The organism is Psychrobacter sp. Arc29 (assembly GCF_041431175.1).
In the GTDB taxonomy this organism is placed as follows: Bacteria; Pseudomonadota; Gammaproteobacteria; order Pseudomonadales; family Moraxellaceae; genus Psychrobacter.
This window is the reverse complement of the sequence record NZ_JASMRR010000013.1, coordinates 1-17961: the sequence shown is the minus strand read 5'-3', so window position 1 is coordinate 17961 and position 17961 is coordinate 1. Positions and strand designations below refer to the sequence as shown.

The following is a 17961-nucleotide window of genomic DNA, read 5'->3' as shown; positions in this document are numbered from 1 at the left end:
GGTAGGTTTTAAGGTACGTTTTTATTTCGTAAAATTCAAATTTAATTAAGCGCAGTTCGAATTAGTACGATCGAATACTCGTTTATCAGCAATAAGGAAATTGCCATGAATAGTGCTGTTACCCGACAATCTGGCACCTCGCTGCACCCATTACACGCATTTTTTCTATCAGGAATGGTGCCTCTTTTTATCGGAGTCTTACTCAATGATTATGCCTATTGGTACAGCTACGAGCTGCAATGGAAGAACTTCGCTTCTTGGATGCTTATAGGTGCGCTGGTGTTCAACGGCTTGGCGTGGCTAGGCTCGATTGTATTTCTAGTCCGCACTGATAAGCGCATGGGTAAACCAATTATCTATTTTCTGTTACTATTAGCGACTTTTGTTATTGGTATTATTAACTCGTTCATCCATGCAAAGGACGTCTGGGCCAGTATGCCGACTGGGCTTATTCTATCCGTTATCACTGTCATTCTGGCCTGCATTACAACTTGGATTGGCCTCACCAGCTGGCGTATTGGAGGTGCAAGATGAAACCAATTAATATCCTATCAATAGCTTTGGTCGCGGCCCTCTTAAGCGCATGTGGCGAAAACAATATAGACGATTCAGAACAATTAGGTGCCAATCCGACCTTGCCAGAAGCGCAACGTGGCCTAGTACCAACCTTAAAAATTGCCGATCCAGCAGGTTGGGGGGATCATCGGCCTGTCGTGCCATCAGGTTATAAAATCACAGCCATTGCCACTGACCTGCTAATTCCGCGGCAAACACTGGTATTGCCCAATGGCGATATTTTAGTGGCTGAGGGTCGAGGTGGTAACGCGCCCAAACTACGTCCTAAGGACTTCATTGCGGGGTATTTCAAAGGGAAAGGGACGACTTCGGTCAAGAGCGGTAATCGTCTGACTTTATTGCGTGACAAGGATGGTGATGGCACTTACGAGACCCATACCGTATTTGCGGATAATCTGAATGCACCTTATGGTCTTGCGTTAATCGGTGACCAACTGTATGTCGCCAATCAAGATGCGGTAGTGCAGTTTGATTATCAGCCTGGTCAGACCACTGCTAGCGACGCGCCGCGCAAACTCACCGATCTGCCCAGTATGATCAATCATCACTGGACCAAGTCGATGACAGCCAGTCCTGATGGCAGGTTCTTGTACGTGGGTATTGGTTCCAATAGTAATATTACTGAAAACGGATTGGATGTAGAGGCGGATCGCGCACGAGTGTGGGAGATTGATGCCAAGACTGGTGCTCACAGACCCTACGCCACTGGTTTGCGTAATCCGACAGCATTAGCGATCTTGCCCGGTACGGATCAGTTATGGGCAGTCATCAACGAGCGTGACGAGCTCGGCCCACGATTAGTACCTGATTACTTGACCTCGGTTCAGGAGGGTAAGTTTTATGGCTGGCCTTATAGCTACTGGGGTCAAAATGTGGATACGCGGGTCAAGCCGCCGCAGCCAGATATGGTAGCGGCCGCGATTGCTCCAGACTATAGCCTTGGTTCGCACAAAGCTCCTTTAGGTTTGGCTTTCTCAGCGCCAACCATGGGCGGTAAGTTCACAGAGGGGGCGTTTATTGGTCAGCATGGTAGCTGGAATCGTTCAGACCCAGCAGGATACAACGTCGTATTTGTCCCATTCACTAATGGCAAACCAGCTGGAGATCCAGTTGATTTTGTCACAGGTTTTCAGGGCGACAATGACAAGACTTTTGGTCGACCTGTAGGGGTAACGGTTGATCCAAAAGGAGCACTTATTATCGCTGATGACCTCTCAAATACTATCTGGCGAGTAACCCCAACTCAATAAGCGGTATATGGAAAGACTTCCTGCGTAAGTTGCTTTAACTCATGCAGGATATTGAACCAATCCCAAAAATTAAACAAAAAAACCCCTCATTTCTTATATAAGAAATGAGGGGTTTAGTGCTTTTTCAAGCCATATTTGGAGCGGGAAAAGAGATTCGAACTCTCGACCCCAACCTTGGCAAGGTTATGCTCTACCACTGAGCTATTCCCGCTAATTATCAATTAACTATCGTCAGTTGATGAAGGCGTATTATACGCAGTTTTTTTTATGTGTCAACACCTATGACAAAAAAAATTGAAGTTATTAAAATAGGCATGTCTTCTATCTACAAATGTATGTTATAACGGTTGATTATAATATGTATTCCAAAAGCTTTGCATACATAAATAAGCTGGGATGCACATTATGATTTAATCACATTCACAATTATCAACACTTACGAAGATAAGTTATAAGGATAAAAAATGAGTCAACAGTATACCATCGCTGATTATTTGTTTGATCGTGTCGCAGAAGCGGGTGCCTCTGAGATATTCGGCGTACCAGGCGATTTTAACTTAACCTTTTTGGACAATGTCCTTGCCTCTGACAAGCTGCGCTGGGTGGGTAACACCAATGAGCTAAATGCTGGCTATGCGGCCGACGGCTATGCACGTGAGCGTGGGTTTGCCGCCATGGTGACGACTTTTGGCGTAGGCGAGCTGTCAGCGATTAACGCGACCGCAGGTTCTTTTGCTGAGTACGCGCCTGTATTGCACATTGTAGGGGCACCAAGCACAGCTTTGCAAGACTCAAAACGCCGTATTCATCATTCGCTTGGCGATGGCGTATTTAATCATTTTATTAAGATGGTTGAGCCTGTAACGGTAGCCCGTGCGCAGCTTACTCCTGAAAATGCTGCTTCAGAAATTGATAGAGTAATTCGCTTAATTCTCAAAAAGCATCGCCCAGGTTACCTATTGCTATCACCAGACGTCGCGCGTCAGCCTATCTATCCACCAACGACAAAACTGATCGATAGCCAAGAAGATATTACCAGTCAAGCGGCACTAGCAGATTTCAAGCAAGCACTAACAGAGTTTTTGCCAAACAAGACAACGACGCTCATGGCAGATTTGATGGTGCATCGTTTGGGGTTGCAGTCACAGCTCAAAGCACTAATCGCTGATACAGACATTCCTTATACCACGCTGTCTTGGGGTAAGACACTACTTGATGAAAACAGCGATCGCTGGGCCGGGACTTATGCAGGCGTTGCCTCGCGCCCCATTGTCAAAGATGCAGTAGAAAACTGCGAATGTCTGATCAAAGTAGGGGTGCAATATACGGACACCACTACCGCGGGATTTAGCCAAGATATTGACGAGAGTATAGTAGTAGACTTGCATTATGAGCGTGCTTCTATCAGTGGGAAGAACTTTGCACCGATTGCCTTGCAAGATGCGTTACAAGCCCTGCACGAAGTCATGACCTCTGGCATCAACATCGTACCAAAACCTTTCTGTGAGCCAGTTAAGCCGCATGAACAAAAAGGCGGGGATAATGAGGCGATTCGCCAAGACGACCTATGGCATATCATTGCTGATTGCTTAGATCGTAATAACCTAGTGTTCTCTGAGCAAGGAACAGCATACTTTGGCATCAGTGATGTGCGTTTGCCAGAAGGGGTGACGTCATATGGGCAGCCAATGTGGGGATCAATCGGCTATACATTACCAGCCAGCTTAGGTGCAGCAGTTGCATCGCCAGATAAGCGCAGTGTTTTATTGATTGGTGATGGTTCAGCACTGCTCACTATCCAAGAGCTGGCGGTCATCATCAAAGAGCGTATCAATCCAGTCATCGTACTAATCAATAACGACGGCTATACCGTAGAGCGTGCGATTCATGGCGAAAACCAATACTACAATGATATCCCAAAATGCGATTGGCAGATCATGCCAAAAGCGTTTGGCGCAACCGAAGCGAATAGCTTACTACTCAAAGCAGAAACAGCAGGCGAGCTAAAAGCTGCTTTAAACAAAGCTGCCGCGACTACTGATAAGCTCGTAATGATCGAAGTCATCGCAGACAAGCATGATATCCCGCCATTGCTAGCAGATATTAGCGCAGCCCTAAAACCAAAGAAGGATTAAGTAACTCGCAAAAGCTTACTTAATAAAAGTAACAGCCCCATTTAGCAACGTAGCTAAATGGGGTTTTTTGCGTTTTTTTATCACACGGGTCAATTAATAAGCGATGCCTCTTATGTCAATTTGTAGACTCTAGTATGATGGCTGATTGGGCTATGTTCAGCCCGTCATACTCAATAGGAGAGTGATCCATCATGATCTGGCTAAAAATGCTTATTGGCGCTTTGATGGTATTGGCAATTCAATTATTTGCCCAAACGCGATTCTTTTATCTGGCGGCACTTGCGCCGCTTTTCCCCACCTTTACGCTCATCAGTCACTTCATTGTCGGTACTGAGCGCAGTCCTACTGATTTAAGGGTTGCCCTGATATTTAGCATGCTGGGTGTGATACCGCATTTAATTTATACCTTGGTGGTATTTTTTAGCATCAGTTATATGAGCTTATATAAGGCACTGTTGTTAGGCGTTGTCGCTTGGACAGTAGCCGCTGCCATTTTGGTACTGACATGGCAATACATTCAGGCCTAAATACTGTCTATAAATTTAGTGGTAGGTGTTACTCTTAATACCGATATAGAATCAGTGTAAATTGATTTTATTAATAGCTCTGACAATCGTTGCTGATGAGAAACTCTCTGGCGTGATATCTAATAACAGTGAGATAACGGAAATATTTTCGCAATCAAGTACTATTATGCTTCATTCAATATTGATGCAATAACTATAAAAATAGGGCTTTAAAAAATGGATACCTTGAATATCCTATACCTCGTAGGGGCAGTACTCATTTTCGCTAGTATTATGGCGAGTACATTATCAGCGCGTTTGGGTGTGCCCTTGCTATTGCTGTTTTTGATCGTCGGTATGTTGGCAGGCGAGCAGGGTATCTTGGGTATTGAGTTTTCTCAATATGGGTTGGCCAATTTTGTGGGTCAAGCCGCGCTGGCTTGTATCCTATTAGATGGTGGTTTACGCACGTCTTTTAAGTCGTTTCGGGTCGGTTTAAAACCTGCGATTACTTTGGCTACTTGGGGCGTGTTGGTCACGGTACTGGTGCTCGGGGTATTCGTTACTTGGTTGCTCGATGTCGACTGGCGTTTTGGCCTGTTGATGGCTGCGATTGTTGGCTCAACCGATGCGGCCGCCGTATTTTCTCTATTGCGTAATGGCGGCGTCAAGCTCAACGACCGCGTCCAAGCCACGCTTGAGTTAGAATCTGGTGCCAACGATCCCTTAGCCATTTTATTAGTAACGGGTTTGATTGCCCTAAACGTCGACCCTGCTGGTCAGACAGCATTTGGCTTTTTGGTCTTACTGTTCCAACAGTTGAGCTTTGGATTAGGGATGGGCTTGCTCTTTGGTTATTTGTTATCTCGACTATTGCCCAAGATACATCTGGCAGAGGGCATGTATGCCATTTTGATACTGTCGGCAGGCCTGGCTGTTTTTGCCGCAACCAACTTGGTTGGCGGTAGTGGGTTTTTGGCGGTGTATCTGACAGGGGTGCTGATAGGTAATCATAAAGTACGCTCAACCGAGCATGTCATGCGCGTGATGGATAGCTTTGCTTGGCTGTCGCAAGCAGTATTGTTTGTGGTATTGGGGCTACTGGTCACGCCATCGAACGTCCTTAATGTCTGGTATTATTCGGTGGCGATAGCGGCCTTTATGATCTTTGTTGCCCGTCCCATCGCGGTCTATACCAGTGTCAAACCCTTTAAGTTTAAAGATCGCGAGATTGGGTTTATCTCTTGGGTTGGTTTGCGCGGTGCAGTGCCCATTACCCTTGCGATTTTGCCTGTCATGGCGGGGATTGATAATGCTTTTATGCTCTTTGATATTGCCTTTGGGGTCGTGGTGTTGTCGTTGATACTGCAAGGTACGACCATTCCTACCATGGCAAATCTATTTAAGGTACGTATTCCGACCAATAAAGATCCCAAAGAAGAACACGAGGTTTGGGTATCGGATAAGGCGAGTATTACCTTATACGAGTTTGAGGCGCAATCAGGCGCATTTGCTATTGGCCGTCATCCTATGGGAATCTCTAAAGGCATTAGCCCTGATGAAATCAGCGTATTTGCGTTGGTACGGGGACAACAAATTGTCGTCGTCGATGAGAATACAAAAATAAAATTTGGTGATAGTGTCTGGTACGCCATGCGAGGTAATCACGCCAGTAAAATTGCCAAGATTTTTAATGATACAACGTTAGATCGTAAGGCTATTGATGATTTTTATGGTGATTGGTTGCTGTCACCCAGTGTCAAACTCGGAGATTTGCCATTTTTTACGGAAGTCATGGCATCCGAAACGTTAGTAAAAACCCTCAAGACGACAGACGAAGCTCATGCGAAAAACATGTGGGAGCAGACGGTCGCTGAGTATGTGACATCACATTTAGGTACAGCACCTGTTTCAGGCGATACGGTTGTGGTGAACGATGAGTGGTCACTGGTCATCAAGGAAGTAGGCGAAAAAGGTAAGCTTAGGAGCATTGGTCTCAAGAATCAACAACCGTCCGTAGCAGCGCAGTGATATTCGTCCTCTCTTTATAGCAAGTTCATCATCTTATTTAAAAAGTCAGCCGCTTGTTTAGGCTGATTTTCTCGATATGCCCAGTGATGCTCGACGTCGTAGCTTGCTTCATTGGGCAGGAGTATTTTCATCAATCCCATGCCCTCATAACGTCTCGCCAAATCACGCGGTAAGTACCCCACATGGTGGCCTGCAAGGATAAGCTGCGCGGTTGCCTCCATGTGATATGTGGTGGCACTCAAGGTTTTTGGGCGGATATGATTGATATGATGCTCGACCACGTAGCCCCTTTTTATCCACGGATAATTCTGCTCTAAATCTTCAAAAGTCAATCCTTCTGAATTATAAAATAGCTTATGCTCACGTCCGCAGCAGACCACTTGTTTTTCGACAAATGCTGGCTTAAAGGTGAGCAACGGCGGAAAGCTACCAAAATAACCCACACCAATGTCACTCTCGTTACTTAAGAGCTTCTCTAGCATGCTCTCAGGGCTTTGCACATCGATAGAAAAGTGTATCAGTGGGTTTTCTCGGTAGCTGCTGGCAAGACGTTGTCTAAGCGCATCATAAAAAAACTTGGGCATCTGATCAATTAAGCAAAGCCTAATATGACCACCGTGCACTGAGTCTAGTTGCTTAATATAGTGCAGCTGGTGTTGAAAGCTCGCGACCGATTCGGTAAAGCCCAAACATGCTTCGTAGACAGCCGCGCCATCTTCTGTCAGCTTAAAACCTGCTCGACCGCGATGGCAGAGTGTCATGCCCAAGCGGTCTTCTAGGTGAGTCAAATGTCCGCTAATCACTGAGGTCGTGACATTTAAGCGCGACTGAGCAGCAGTCACGCCTTGACACTCCACGATAGCCATAAAGCTACGTAGCGTTTTGATGTCTATTTTTATCAGCTCATCTAATATCATACCCGACCCCTTACTTTCGCAATAACGTGCTACCGCAACAAATTACTTTATCAATTAAACCTATTTTATCAAGTAATTATATCCTTCTTAAACTTCTGGTAATAACTGATAAAACCAGTTTACTACGAAAAAGTAGAAGTTTACTTCTAAATTTTACCATGGTTCCTTCCCTTATATTTATGTATTGTCAATTGTATGTAGCAAATTGTGTATATAAATCAAATAAAATAGGGAAGTAACTGATGACATTCAATCAACCATTAAGTGGCAATGATATGCCAAGATTTGGCGGTTTCGCTTCTATGATGCGCTTGCCGACTCAGGCTGATGCCGAAGGGTTAGATGTGGCATTCGTTGGTGTGCCTTTAGATATTGGCGCATCAAACCGTAGTGGTGCCAGATTGGGGCCTCGACAGATTCGTGATGAGTCAAGAATGATTCGTCCTTACAACGTGGCGACGCGTGCCGCGCCATTTGAGTCGTTGCAAGTGGCTGATATCGGCGATGTACCCATCAATACGTTCAATCTGTTAAAAAGCGTCGATATCATCGAAAAATTCTATACAGAAAAAGTCGTTAAACATGGCGCAATTCCGCTCACGCTGGGTGGCGACCATACCATCGCACTGCCTATCCTACGGGCACTCGCCAAAAAACACGGCCCTGTCGGTATGGTACACATCGATGCTCACGCTGATATCAATGATGATATGTTTGGCGAAAAAATCGCTCATGGCACACCGTTCCGCCGCGCTGTTGAAGAAAACCTCATCGATGGTAATCGCGTGGTGCAGATTGGTCTGCGGGGTACAGGCTATAGCGCTGAAGAGTTTGATTGGTCAACCCAGCAAGGATTTCGCGTCGTGCCTGCTGAGGAGTGCTGGTATAAGTCGCTCGCGCCGCTCATGGCAGAAGTACGCGAAAAGCTAGGCGATGGTCCTGTTTATCTAAGCTTCGATATTGATGGAATTGACCCTGCGTTTGCACCCGGTACAGGCACGGCTGAGATTGGTGGTCTGACCTCCACGCAAGGCATCGAAATCATACGCGGGATGCGTGGTCTTGATGTGGTGGGTGGTGACTTGGTCGAAGTATCACCGCCGTATGATCCATTTGGCAACACTTCTGTACTGGCGGCGAACTTATTGTTTGAGATGCTATGTATCTTACCAGGTGTACGCTATGACGATAAGGTCAAAGCGGTTTACTAATCGCAGCCAATTATCGGCTAGAGTTGGCGCATAGAGCAGTTATCCCAATGCGGTATATCAGTGGATAGCAGCCTGATGAGATGGTGACCAGTGTATTGAGTTGCTGGTATGAATATAATTCGGTTAAGGAAGACCCCAATGAGTAAATCCTCTTCATTTTTTGGTCAAGACACGCTCTCTCCAAATGAGGTTGGGCATAGTCTAGGTTCGATTGGTACGTTTGCGCTATGGTTCGGTGCCAATATCGTGGTGACGACTATTTTAACGGGCATGTTACTCGTACCTGATTTACGGTTTACTACGGCTATCACCACCGTGCTTATTGGCTCATTAATCGGAGCAATACCGCTGCTATTAGTTGGTCTAATGGGGCAGCGTACCGGACTGCCTTCGATGGCACTGACGCGCCGTGCTTATGGCCCAGTTGGTAGTCAGTTGATCTCGTTAGTGAATATGGGTGTGCTGATTGCATGGAGTTGTATTCAGGCGCTGCTGGCTGGCATGAGTCTGGACTACGCAATCGAAGCCACTACAGGTTATAGCAACCTGCCGCTGTTTGTTATTTTATGCGAGACAGTGGTAGTGCTTATCGTGTTGCGTGGTCACCTTGGCATCGAGCTTGTCGAACGTTGGGCCGCATTAGCCATGGCTGCGCTTACCGTTATAGTCCTTTATCAGCTAAATCAACATTATGATGTCTCAAGATTGTTTGAGATGCCGGTTGAGTCGCGTAATGGTATTACTTTAGGTATCGCCTTTGATATCGTCATTGCTACTGCCTTTTCGTGGATGTCTTCGGCTGCTGATTACAATCGCAATTGTAAATCCCCAAAAGTTGCCATATGGGGCACTTATTTTGGCTATATTGTGGCAGCCATCGTTGCCATGGGGTTGGGCGCGACCATCTCAGGTCTCTCTATCATGTATGGCATGGAGCAGACTTATGATCCGACGCGCTTGCTCGCTGACTTTGGTTTTGGCCTACCAGCCGCCTTGGTTATTTTCTTCTCGGTCATGACCACCAATGTCATGGCAGTCTATAGCGCAACGCTATCTTGTATGAACATCAAACCTAATATGAGTTTTTGGAAACCTGCTCTTATCATTGGTCTGGTCACTATTTTTGGCGCGCTAATTCCGGGTATTTTAGATCAATTCCAAAACTTCCTGCTGATCGTAGGCGCGCTATTTATCCCCGCATTCTCAGTCATGATTGTTGATTATTACCTTGTTAGTAAAGAAGGCTATACTGCAAAACTGCTTGATGCGACACATCAATTGGGACGTCCTACAGCAAAGATTGCTATCGTCGCTTATATAATTGGTGCGGCATTGGCAGCTTACTGGACTCTGATTGCTCCGCCGTCATTTGGTGCATCGTTACCTGTCTTTATCATCACAGGTGGTCTCTACTGGTTAGGCGCGACGTTGTTTACCCGTCAGAGTGATGCTGTCATTTCCGCTCAAGAGGAGCCATCGTTATGAAATTGATGATCGCCCAAACCAACCCTTTGTGGGCTGAACCTACGAACAATCTAAAGGCATTAGAGTCGCTCTGCTGTCTCGCAGCAGAAGCAAAAGTAGATCTGCTCGCACTGCCGGAGTTGGCTTTCACAGGCTATAACATCTTTGAGCGTCTTGATGGCTTAGCAGAAGCGATCGACGGCCCCATCGTCACTGAGGTAGCGAGACTTGCTAATAAATACCAATTGCATGTGTTATTTGGGCTTGCTGAACGCCGACCCAATGGTGAACTGAGTAATGTTGCCATATTAATAGATGACAACGGGCAGCATCTTGCCACTTATGACAAACGCTACCTGTGGGATCGCGAACACGAGTTTTTTACAGCAGGTAAAAAGTCCTGCGTAGTCGATACGCGATTTGGCAAGCTGGGTTTGATGATTTGTTACGACAATGAATTCCCAGAAGTGGCAAGAGAGCTTGCGCAAGCAGGGGCACAAATCATTTTATCACCGACAGCTAATATGCTGCCAAATGCAGAGCGTCAGGTGCTCCAAATACGCGCTCGCGCCATGGACAATCAATGCTTTGTCGCTTGTATCAATCGCTCGGGTATAGAAGACAACCTTCATTATTGTGGCAATAGCATCGTCGCTGGTCCCGATAGTGAGATACTCGGCAGACTTGGCTTAGCGGCTGGCACGATGATCGTTGATATCGATCTTGCCCGTATTGATGAGAGCCGTACGCACCAAGATTATCTCAAAGATTTACAAGTTTCTGATGGAGCTGACTTATGAGCGAACAATCACTAGCGCGTATCAAACCAGAGAACTGGTATCGCACCACCGCGCATAGCGATGGCATTACGCTCATCGATGAGCCTTGGATCAAGCCATTTTTTCGCTGCAATCTGTGGCACGTGCGCGGCAGCCAGCGCGATTTATTAGTAGATTTCGGATTGGGTGCGGTGCCGCTGCGTCGTCATGTTGCTCTGCTCAGTGATCGCGATATCGTTGGCGTTGCCAGTCATACGCATTTCGATCATATTGGCGCTGCCAGCGAGTTTGACTGCTGTCACGTCCATTCTGCTGAAGCCCATATTCTCGCTGAACCAGACAATGCTCGTACGTTGGCAGATATGTTCGTCAATGACGAGATGTTTGACGCGTTACCACCTGAGCCTTATGCCCATTGTGGTTATAAAATTGCTGCACCTGCCAAAATTATGCCATTAGAAGATGGTGACATGATTGACTTGGGTAATCGTCAGTTTGAGGTGATTCATACACCCGGTCACTCACCAGGCGGTATCGCTTTGTGGGAAGCGGCTAGCGAAACGCTCATTTCTGGCGATCTTATCTATGATGGTCCATTGATCGAAGATACATGGCATAGCGACATGACTGACTATGCTAAGAGTATGCGCCGTCTCAATGCATTGCCTGTACGTGTCGTTCATGGCGGTCACTTTCCTAGTTTTTCAGGCAAGCATTTACACGTAATGATTGATGATTGGTTAAGGCATCATGATTTGTGATTGATCGCACTCAATCACTACTCTAAATAAATAGCTACTTAAAAAATAACGACGCTAAATAAAAAGCTATTTCAAATAAAACACCTAACCCAATATTTATCAAAATTTTTAGGATGATTGCCCCATGACCCAATTGACACAAAAATCTCTTTCATCATTTGACACCCAGCTTCTGACCTGCGGCGAGCTGCTCGTTCAGTGGCTAGAATACTATGGGGTAGAGACGGTCTTTGGCATACCGGGGGTCCATACCGTAGAGCTATATCGCGGTCTACCCAATACCAGTATTCGCCATGTGACCCCGCGTCACGAGCAAGGCGCTGGGTTTATGGCAGATGGTTATTATCGCGCTTCTGGCAAGATCGGTGTGTGCTTCATCATCACAGGTCCTGGTATGACCAACATCATGACGGCGATGGCGCAAGCATTGGCTGACTCCATACCGATGTTAGTTATCTCTAGTGTCAATAAAGTCAAAGACACGGGAAGCGGTGAAGGGCACTTGCATGAGCTGCACGATCAGCAAGGCATGGTCAGTAAGGTGGCACTCACGAGTAAAACCATCTGGCAGCCTGAGTCATTGCCCAAAGTTATCGCAGAAGCGTTTGCCTTATTTAATAGCGCACGTCCAGGACCAGTCCATATTCAGCTACCTATTGATATCATCACCGCTGATGCCAGCCATGTTGCTAAGCCGCCTAGCTTAAAAGATATGGCTAATAGCCAAGCTGATAACAACAGCTTTACCCAACCACAAGTGACAAGACCACTACCAAATCCAGCACAATTGGATCTGATTATCGAGTCATTAAAAACCGCAAAAAATCCGGTATTGCTTTACGGCGGTGGCTGTGTCGATGTCGATCACGATGCGCAAAAACTGGCAGAGTTGATAGACGCGCCTACGTTTTTGACCATCAATGCTAAAGGGCTACTGCCACCTGCTCATCCGTTGAGCTTGGGTAGTAACCAGTCATTAGACGCAGGCCGAGCGGTGATTACAGAGGCAGATTGGGTACTTGCCATTGGTACGGAGCTTGGCGAGACCGATTACGATGTGTTCTTTAATGGCGAATTCAAAATCAATGGCACATTGGTGCGTATCGACTGCGATGCCGAGCAGTTGCAGCGTCCGTTTAGAGCGGATATCGCGGTATTATCTGATGCACAGATGGCCATCAGTGGACTATGTAGTCGTTTAGAAAATGAGGTATTAAACGGGCAGGCATTTGATCATCAGGCATTGTCACGCGTGAATGAGGCAAAACAAGCCCTTTTACAAGATACAACTACAGACTTTGCGGGTCAAAACGCCTTGCTAAAACTGATCCGAGATGAGGTGGAAGGTGTGATTTTTGTGGGCGACTCAACCCAACCTGTCTATAGCGGTAACCTTGGCTTTGAAGCATTGGCAACGCGTAAATGGTTTAACTCCTCAACAGGCTTTGGCACGCTAGGCTATGGCTTGCCCGCGGCGATCGGTGCCATGATTGGCTCAAACTTGCCTGTCGTTAGCTTGATCGGTGATGGCGGGATTCAATTTACTATTGCAGAACTTATTTGTGCCGCTGAGCTTGAGCTGCCATTGATTGTCCTGTTATGGAACAACCAAGGCTATGGTGAGATTCGTCGGTATATGGAAGAGGGCGGCTTGCCACTGATCGGCGTCAATATCAAAACGCCAAACTTTGAGCCATTAGCTGCAGGGTTTGGCGCTGGCTACCGCAGAATTACGGACAAACAGCAATTGCTGGTGGCGCTAAAAACAGACACGACAGGCAAGCAACCGATCATTTATGAGATTGATGAAGCAGATGAGTTTCTCAAAGAGATGGGTGAGACGGTTACCTATTTTAGTTAACGGTACTCATAAACAATGCTCAAAGGACTATAAACGCGGGTCGCTCAAGGAAAAACGTTCATTAGAGTAAACCTCGCTATTAGGGCGTGTCCCTAATTCAAACGTGTATCACTAAATGGGCTAAAAATGGCTAAATCTTTGACAAACGGCGTCAAATAGCTGGTTAATATCTCGATATTATCTGCACTACTTTCCTTGTTTGCCTGCGATTTATCTCATTTTTATCACCATTCTTAAAATAGGGACACGCCCTAGTCAGACAGAAAAACGGAAAAACTGGCGATCACCACCCATTAAGGAGAAGGTAAATGACGAATGCTATTGATAAATCGCAGCAACCGATATTAGGAAACGATGTCGATCCAAACACACCGCAGGCAGGGCAGTGGCGAGCGTCAATGTGGAAGTTTCTGCTATTTTCAGCATTGGGTATTGCGCTATTTATCATACCGTTTCAGTGGGATGGTAAGGTCACCATTTTATTGGGGGTGCTCACAGATACATTACAAGCTGCATTGGGCGGATTTGTGGTCTATATCACCATGGCGATCGTGACGATCTCCTGTCTTGGCGCATTGGCAGTAAAGGTGTTAAAACCCAATCTGCATGAAGGCTCACTAATAAAAAATCTTTTTGATGTTGATTGGTTTTGGCTCACCACGCGTTTGTTAGGTATGGTGTTTGTTTGGATGATTTATCTGCAAGTCGGCCCTGAGTTTATTATCAATCGCAATACGGGCGGCGTCATTTTTGAAGATTTGATCCCCATTCTGATTCCGTTGTTTTTCTTTGCTATTTTATCGCTGCCATTTTTGACTGACTTTGGCCTCATGGAGTTCTTGGGTACATTGGCGAGCAAGATATTTGTCAAGCTGTTTAAACTGCCAGGTCGTTCTGCCGTTGATGCGATGTCTTCTTGGTTTGGAGCCGCGTCTATTGGTTTGCTAGTCACCATGCAGCAGTATGATAAGAGTTTCTACAGCCAGCGTGAAGCAGCCATCATTGCCACCACCTTTTCAGTGACTTCCATTGCCTTTACCTATGTGGTTGCCAAAACTATTGGTGTGGACAATAACTTTGTCTATTTTTATCTAACCATTGCGCTGACTGGATTTATCGCTGCGATCATCATGCCGCGTATACCACCACTGTCAATGAAGCCTGACACCTATCACTCAGGCAAAAGTATGCTGGACGAAGGTATTCCTGCTGGATATAGCACTTACCAATGGGCGGTCAATCGTGCCGTCACTCGCGCACACTCTATGCCAAGCTTGGGTTATGTGTTCAAACGCAGCGTGGGCAATCTATTTGATATTTACTTTGGATTGATTCCAGTTGTCTTTGCCATCGGTACGATTGGCTTGGGCTTAGCAGAGTACACGCCTGTCTTTAATTGGCTTGCGACACCACTTGTGCCATTGCTTGAATGGTTGCAGATTCCAGAGGCGGCAAAGGCTGCACCTGCCATGATTATGGGCTTTGCGGATATGTACTTGCCAGCGCTGGTCGGTAAAAGCATTGAGAGTGAGATGACACGCTTCATCGTGGGTGCTGCCTCAATTACTCAGATTATCTATATGTCTGAAGTCGGTGCGCTGATTTTGAAATCAAACATCAAACTCAATATATTAGAGCTGTTTGGGATTTTTATCCTTCGTACGCTTATCAGTTTGGTGGTGATTACTTCGGTCGCGCATCTGCTTTATTAGTCGCACATTCGATATCAACAAAGCATATAACGTAAAAAATAATTGGTTTTTCTGTCGTCAGATAAACCGATTATTTCATCAATTACGTTGCACGTGCTATGCAAATAAATAAAATTTTATCCAAAAATATAAGGCAATTAACCATGGTGGAATTGATGAACGCTACAAGCTTAACCAGAGAAGGCGCAACACAGACGGCTCAAAATGAAGTCGCGTTAAATGCCGCTTATATCAATGGCGACTGGATTGAGATTGAAGCGCCTGCGACTGACTCTGATAACACAAGCTTTGACAATACAAATAACCATGCCCTATATGACCCTAATTCAGGAGAGATAATCGCAATGACGCGCTTGTGTACCAGTGCTCATGTAGACATGGCGGTCAAGGCTGCCTCTGAGGCTTATAGCAGTTGGTCGCAGACTGATGTCAGCGAGCGCGCCCGTTATCTAAGCGCGATTGCAGCGTCTATGGAGCAGCAATTCGATAAGTTGGTTGGGTTGTCTGTGTTAAATAACGGCAAGCCAATTGAGGAAGCAAAAATAGACGTGGGAGATGCCATCGCTTGCTATCGCTACTATGCTAATTTGATAAGCGATCAAGCCACGTGGTCTGAGGTGTCCACGCTTGAGTCAGGTATACGGCTGCTAAAAACCTACGCGCCTGTGGGTATTTGTACGTTGATTACGCCTTGGAATTTTCCGATGGTAACGACGGCTTGGAAGCTAGCACCTGCGCTAGCGGCGGGTTGTACCGTGCTATTAAAACCGTCTGAGGTGACATTATTACCAGAGCTGATGCTGGGTAATATCTTATCCAAGATAGGATTGCCAAAAGGTGTGGTGAATATCTTACCGGGTGCTGCCGAAGTGGGTGCTGCTATGACCAGCCATCCGCTGATTGATAAAGTCTCTTTTACGGGTAGTAATGTGGTCGGCGAAAAGGTCATGAGTCAAGCGGCTAAGAGTGTTAAAGATATCAGCCTAGAGCTGGGCGGCAAGTCAGCTATTGTGGTATGCGCAGATGCCGATATCGACCACGCTTGTGATTTGATCATTGGTGGTATATTTACCAACGCTGGTCAAATATGCTCGGCTACCTCACGACTGATCGTCCATGAAAGTATTGCTGAGCCACTATTTAAGACATTGAAAGTTAAAACAGAAAGCTTGCAAATTGGTGATGGTTTTGCAACCGATACGCAAATGGGGCCAATGGTGAGCAAGCAACAACTAAACCAAGTCAAAAAATACTTTGATATTGCCACGACCGAGCGGCTGAATTGCTTAACAGGTGGCGAGATTGTAGATGGCGCAGGATATTTTGCGACGCCAACCATTTACACAGAGGTACCAATGACCAGTCAGTTATGGATGGAAGAAGTGTTTGGCCCCGTATTAGTCAGTACGACTTTTACAGAAACATCAGAAGCTATTCGTTTAGCCAACGACAGCAAATTTGCGTTGGCAGCGACTATCGTGAGCGCTGTCGAAGCTGCAGCACTGGAGATGGCGCTACAACTCCAAGCAGGTCACATTTGGATTAACGAGCAACAAATCGTATTGCCAGAATCGGGTTGGGGCGGTTTTAAGCAAAGCGGTATTGGCCGAGAGTTGGGCGGCGATGGCTTATCCGCTTATCAAAAGAGCAAGCACGTACTGCTGACTGATTGAGTCGCTCGTAGTTTTATTAGCTGTTTTAGAACTTCATACCTAGCTGTTAATATCGTTATTGATAGCTAGCGTCATGATCGTTCTCTATTTTATTACCCAGTCTATTTTCCCGTATCCACTTTACTGAAACTCCTATTAAGGATAAAATTGAGCAATCATTCAAATTTTATCGCCGTGCTCATTTTTATATGAGGTCACGGCGTTTTACATGGGGCATAGTATGTCACGCACCGCACTCTATAATCGTCAAGATGCCTTGGAGCGAGCCTTACAGCTTTTTTGGCAAAAAGGTTTTCATGCCACCTCATTAAAAGACATCGAACAAGCGCTCGATATGCGTCCAGGGAGTATTTATGCCGCTTTCGGTAGTAAAGATGGTCTGTTTCAAGAAGCATTAGAATACTATGCTCGTCTAGGATTGACTGAGCTTGAGCGTGTATTAAGCCATCATCAGTCGCCGCTATCAGGTTTGGCCGCTTACATCAGGCAGCTAGGCGGTATTCGTGATAAAGCATTGCCGAGCCGCGCCTGTATGCTGGTCAAAAGCTTATTAGAGCTAGGTGCTCGTGAGCAGACAGCGTTAGAGAAAGTAGAGCTGCTACTATCAGGAATGGAGACGCGCTTTATAGAGTGCTTCAAAAAGGCTCAACAGATAGGTGAGATAGACAGTCAGCTTGATGCGGTCAGACTAGGGCGACGACTGCAAGCGGAGGTCATGGGGTTGCGTGCCTTCGCACAGCGCGATGTCGATAGTGCGGCGATTCATAATCTTGCTGAAGATATGGCATCCTCTATAGAAGCGCTGCGACTCAATCATTCAGCAAAAGCATATTAGTTGATCATACATCTCTACCGCTTTGAAGCCTCTAACTGCTTAAGAGTATGATAGCCGCCATGTATACGGGTAAAATATCGTAATCGCGCAAGCAGTCGCAAAGATACCAGCGAGCAGCACAAAATGCTGCGGCCAAATTCAAACATTCAAGCGTCCGTTGTACTGATATATTTTAGGGTGTGTTGACAATTACCGTAAATGGATAATCGTCGCTGCTAAATAGATATTAGCAGCAAACGACTCATCCGTT

Annotated in this window: 14 protein-coding genes and 1 tRNA gene; 13 read left to right on the top strand and 2 right to left on the bottom strand. The window is 46.0% G+C overall.

The window, feature by feature from the left end:
- The first annotated feature begins 105 nt into the window (after positions 1-105).
- Both QO189_RS13575 and QO189_RS13570 read left to right on the top strand, forming a co-directional pair.
- Positions 106-534, top strand: coding sequence for a DUF2231 domain-containing protein (locus QO189_RS13575; RefSeq protein ID WP_371533144.1), 429 nt, complete (start codon positions 106-108; stop codon positions 532-534).
- The gene (locus tag QO189_RS13570) at positions 531-1826 is read left to right on the top strand and encodes a sorbosone dehydrogenase family protein (RefSeq protein ID WP_371533143.1); all 1296 of its coding nucleotides are present in this window, start codon (positions 531-533) and stop codon (positions 1824-1826) included. Before QO189_RS13575 ends, QO189_RS13570 begins: the two co-directional genes overlap by 4 nt.
- A 136-nt stretch (positions 1827-1962) precedes the next feature.
- Here the strand turns inward: QO189_RS13570 and QO189_RS13565 are convergent.
- A tRNA-Gly gene (locus QO189_RS13565) sits at positions 1963-2037 on the bottom strand.
- 253 nt (positions 2038-2290) lie between these two features.
- On the opposite strand from QO189_RS13565, the gene QO189_RS13560 reads away from it, so the two are divergent.
- The 3 genes from QO189_RS13560 (at position 2291) to QO189_RS13550 (ending at position 6498) form a co-directional block, all read left to right on the top strand.
- Positions 2291-3961 (top strand): alpha-keto acid decarboxylase family protein, encoded by a 1671-nt coding sequence (locus QO189_RS13560; RefSeq protein ID WP_371533142.1) that lies wholly within the window; start codon positions 2291-2293, stop codon positions 3959-3961.
- 191 nt (positions 3962-4152) lie between these two features.
- Positions 4153-4488 (top strand): GlpM family protein, encoded by a 336-nt coding sequence (locus QO189_RS13555; protein WP_371533141.1) that lies wholly within the window; start codon positions 4153-4155, stop codon positions 4486-4488.
- A gap of 216 nt (positions 4489-4704) precedes the next feature.
- Positions 4705-6498: a potassium/proton antiporter gene (locus QO189_RS13550; protein ID WP_371533140.1), complete on the top strand. Its 1794-nt coding sequence runs from the start codon at positions 4705-4707 to the stop codon at positions 6496-6498.
- A 14-nt stretch (positions 6499-6512) separates the two neighbouring features.
- Here the strand turns inward: QO189_RS13550 and QO189_RS13545 are convergent, their stop codons facing one another.
- Entirely contained in the window at positions 6513-7415 is a 903-nt protein-coding gene (locus tag QO189_RS13545; RefSeq protein ID WP_371533139.1) for a LysR family transcriptional regulator, read from the bottom strand.
- Between the two features lie 242 nt (positions 7416-7657).
- Between QO189_RS13545 and speB the strand changes: the two genes are divergently transcribed.
- The 8 genes from speB to QO189_RS13505 all read left to right on the top strand — a co-directional run bounded on the left by speB (position 7658) and on the right by QO189_RS13505 (position 17711).
- Entirely contained in the window at positions 7658-8626 is a 969-nt protein-coding gene (speB, locus tag QO189_RS13540) for an agmatinase (RefSeq protein ID WP_371533138.1), read from the top strand.
- A gap of 138 nt (positions 8627-8764) precedes the next feature.
- The gene (locus tag QO189_RS13535) at positions 8765-10111 is read left to right on the top strand and encodes a cytosine permease (protein WP_371533137.1); all 1347 of its coding nucleotides are present in this window, start codon (positions 8765-8767) and stop codon (positions 10109-10111) included.
- Positions 10108-10890, top strand: coding sequence for a carbon-nitrogen hydrolase family protein (locus tag QO189_RS13530; protein ID WP_371533136.1), 783 nt, complete (start codon positions 10108-10110; stop codon positions 10888-10890). Before QO189_RS13535 ends, QO189_RS13530 begins: the two co-directional genes overlap by 4 nt.
- A complete protein-coding gene (locus QO189_RS13525) occupies positions 10887-11630 on the top strand; it encodes an MBL fold metallo-hydrolase (RefSeq protein ID WP_371533135.1) in 744 nt (247 codons plus the stop codon). The genes QO189_RS13530 and QO189_RS13525 overlap by 4 nt, the downstream gene beginning before the upstream one ends.
- Positions 11631-11754: 124 nt before the next feature.
- A complete protein-coding gene (locus QO189_RS13520) occupies positions 11755-13491 on the top strand; it encodes a 5-guanidino-2-oxopentanoate decarboxylase (protein WP_371533134.1) in 1737 nt (578 codons plus the stop codon).
- 308 nt (positions 13492-13799) lie between these two features.
- Complete coding sequence (locus QO189_RS13515) at positions 13800-15203, top strand: YjiH family protein (protein ID WP_371533133.1); 1404 nt, start codon at positions 13800-13802, stop codon at positions 15201-15203.
- 155 nt (positions 15204-15358) lie between these two features.
- Positions 15359-16876 carry an aldehyde dehydrogenase family protein gene (locus QO189_RS13510; RefSeq protein WP_371533132.1) on the top strand — a complete coding sequence of 506 codons (1518 nt, stop codon included), beginning with the start codon at positions 15359-15361 and terminating at the stop codon, positions 16874-16876.
- A 220-nt stretch (positions 16877-17096) separates the two neighbouring features.
- The gene (locus QO189_RS13505) at positions 17097-17711 is read left to right on the top strand and encodes a TetR/AcrR family transcriptional regulator (RefSeq protein WP_371533131.1); all 615 of its coding nucleotides are present in this window, start codon (positions 17097-17099) and stop codon (positions 17709-17711) included.
- Positions 17712-17961: the final 250 nt, after the last annotated feature.

What these genes read in the sequence shown, in the direction of transcription:
- QO189_RS13530 (WP_371533136.1), top strand. Translation starts at nt 10,108, where the DNA reads ATGAAATTGATGATCGCCCAAACCAACCCTTTGTGGGCTGAACCTACG.
- QO189_RS13520 (WP_371533134.1), top strand. Translation starts at nt 11,755, where the DNA reads ATGACCCAATTGACACAAAAATCTCTTTCATCATTTGACACCCAGCTT.
- QO189_RS13555 (WP_371533141.1), top strand. Translation starts at nt 4,153, where the DNA reads ATGATCTGGCTAAAAATGCTTATTGGCGCTTTGATGGTATTGGCAATT.
- QO189_RS13570 (WP_371533143.1), top strand. Translation starts at nt 531, where the DNA reads ATGAAACCAATTAATATCCTATCAATAGCTTTGGTCGCGGCCCTCTTA.
- QO189_RS13510 (WP_371533132.1), top strand. Translation starts at nt 15,359, where the DNA reads ATGAACGCTACAAGCTTAACCAGAGAAGGCGCAACACAGACGGCTCAA.
- QO189_RS13515 (WP_371533133.1), top strand. Translation starts at nt 13,800, where the DNA reads ATGACGAATGCTATTGATAAATCGCAGCAACCGATATTAGGAAACGAT.
- QO189_RS13575 (WP_371533144.1), top strand. Translation starts at nt 106, where the DNA reads ATGAATAGTGCTGTTACCCGACAATCTGGCACCTCGCTGCACCCATTA.
- QO189_RS13550 (WP_371533140.1), top strand. Translation starts at nt 4,705, where the DNA reads ATGGATACCTTGAATATCCTATACCTCGTAGGGGCAGTACTCATTTTC.
- QO189_RS13505 (WP_371533131.1), top strand. Translation starts at nt 17,097, where the DNA reads ATGTCACGCACCGCACTCTATAATCGTCAAGATGCCTTGGAGCGAGCC.
- QO189_RS13525 (WP_371533135.1), top strand. Translation starts at nt 10,887, where the DNA reads ATGAGCGAACAATCACTAGCGCGTATCAAACCAGAGAACTGGTATCGC.
- QO189_RS13535 (WP_371533137.1), top strand. Translation starts at nt 8,765, where the DNA reads ATGAGTAAATCCTCTTCATTTTTTGGTCAAGACACGCTCTCTCCAAAT.
- QO189_RS13545 (WP_371533139.1), bottom strand. Translation starts at nt 7,415, where the DNA reads ATGATATTAGATGAGCTGATAAAAATAGACATCAAAACGCTACGTAGC.
- speB (WP_371533138.1), top strand. Translation starts at nt 7,658, where the DNA reads ATGACATTCAATCAACCATTAAGTGGCAATGATATGCCAAGATTTGGC.
- QO189_RS13560 (WP_371533142.1), top strand. Translation starts at nt 2,291, where the DNA reads ATGAGTCAACAGTATACCATCGCTGATTATTTGTTTGATCGTGTCGCA.